Raw genomic sequence first — 1,966 nt, 5'->3', positions numbered from 1 at the left:
TGAAGCTGCGCATTATACGCAACCCCTATGCATAGGCACCGAAAACTACGCCTAAAGAATGCTATTGTATAGTCGTAATATCCTCCACCAAAGCCTAATCTGTTTAAACTTCGGTCAAATGCTACAAGCGGAACAAACAGCACTTCGGGAATGATAGTTTCTTCACCTGAAGCGTAACAGTTCCAGCGCTTGAAGGCCAAAAGCCTGCTTCCTTGTTGCACGACCGGTACGAGTACGGTATTACCCTCCTCTTTCACGAACTGCATGAGTGGTAATACGTCTATTTCCCCATCACGCGGTATATATCCTGCTACTGTCCCGCCTTTACGCAGTTTCACATTGCGCATGCAATTCTCTTTAAGCATTTCCGCTGCCTTGCGTACATCAAAAATGCTTCTACGTAAGCCGCGGTAATGGCCCCTCAGAAGGGATTTTTCTTCCATAAAAGTGAGATCCTTTCACACAACCACAAAACCGTAAGCCATGGTAACCATGTTTTGGCATCCGGGCGAAAACATTATTACCAGAACATCGGCTAATTGTAATTAAAAATCGTAATAGCACCGCGGCAATTCCCGTTAGTGTTGTAATAAAGACACTTTTTTTAAAAAAAATCTTTTTTGTTTAAATATGTGTTATATTTTCCTCAGCGAGATACGTAAATACGGGTTTTAATGCTGCAAATTGCACATTAAATCTTCCACTTAGTAAACAAAAGACGGGTCAAATGTGTCTGTTATGCAACAGCACATGGGACCTGGGTTTAGGCTACGTATTTCTCAAAACATGTATTTTAAAATGGCAGCAACAAATGATTGGAGAAGACATCGCAGCTGTAACCAGCCCAGCTCAACACGAAGGCTTAAGCGAAGAACAAGAAGATACGTCGCAATCACAAGGTAGTACGCGGCCCCATGCAACTACGCACGCAGACAAGACAAAAATCATACTGGCAGTTGTCTTTGTTGCGTTGGTTATATACCTAGCTGCGTCATTCTATGTGGCAGCAACTCAACTTTCCGCAGCAGGACTTGCCGTAGTTGGAGCAGTAAATGCCCTAGTAGTAATATGCACCATCATCTGCATGTGCATTTGCGTAGCAGGCAAGGAGGACAGAAGCCTCGAGCGCATCTCTCAAGATCCAATCTTGTCCACTGAAGAAGTATCATTAGGCACCATAGAATGTGACGGGCCTACAGTAGCGGAAAATGCACCGCATCAGGACTTACATAATGGCGGCGCTAGGCCTCTTACAGCGGCAAGCGAAGTTGATACAGCGCACACATCGGCGCCACAGCCTGGCCCGTTTATTCCGGCTGGAGATACTAATAAGAAATCGCCCACTACAAGACCTGTAACTATAACTACTAAGGCCGAGATTACGCCCCCACCCGCACCGCGGCGTTTTGGGTCTCCCAAACACTCAGATATAGGTCCACTGGCACCACAATCCAGCCCACTATCATTCATTTGCAAGCAAACGCCTGCTGAACAACCTGTAGCCGCAACTAATGCGGTTGATGCATTGCCTCCATTGCCACCAGAACGTTCAAAATCCGCTCGGAAGTTGGGTGAGCATTCACCGGCACAACAGCACTTACCGCCTTTGCCAGAAGGAGTGCAACTTTCGTCAAGTAGTGCGCAGCAGCATGGTGCTTCGCGGATACACATCGAATCAAAAATTAAGGCGGGCATTGACGAGCCGTTCACTGCCACTTTACCGCTATTGCCGCGACACACTAGAACTGGCTCACTTTCTGACACTAAATCTCCACTGGCACCACAGCGTTTTGGGTCTCCCAAACACCCAGGTGCAAGTTCAATAGCGCAATGGCCTAGTACTCTGGCATCTACTAGCAAGAAAACTCCCGCTGCAAAGCCTATTGTGAATATGCCTGATGCCGACTTGCCTGCTGATACCGCATCTCCACTTGTGCCACAGTCGGATCCAACCTCTCTGGCATCC

The 1,966-nt window shown here is 47.2% G+C and carries 1 protein-coding gene and 1 pseudogene; one reads left to right on the top strand and one right to left on the bottom strand.

Translation table 11 applies throughout. From position 1 onward, the window contains the following. Positions 1 to 443, bottom strand: a 443-nt coding sequence (locus GAC_RS01735) for a 5-formyltetrahydrofolate cyclo-ligase (protein ID WP_037349129.1), incomplete at its 3' end; no start/stop codon positions are given. Positions 444 to 811: 368 nt separating this feature from the next. On the opposite strand from GAC_RS01735, the pseudogene GAC_RS05705 reads away from it, so the two are divergent. Then, positions 812 to 1,966: pseudogene (locus tag GAC_RS05705) on the top strand (hypothetical protein); the annotation flags it as partial.

This window comes from Anaplasma marginale str. Florida, assembly GCF_000215485.1.
Classification (GTDB): domain Bacteria; phylum Pseudomonadota; class Alphaproteobacteria; order Rickettsiales; family Anaplasmataceae; genus Anaplasma; species Anaplasma marginale.
This window is presented reverse-complemented; position numbering and strand designations above follow the sequence as displayed.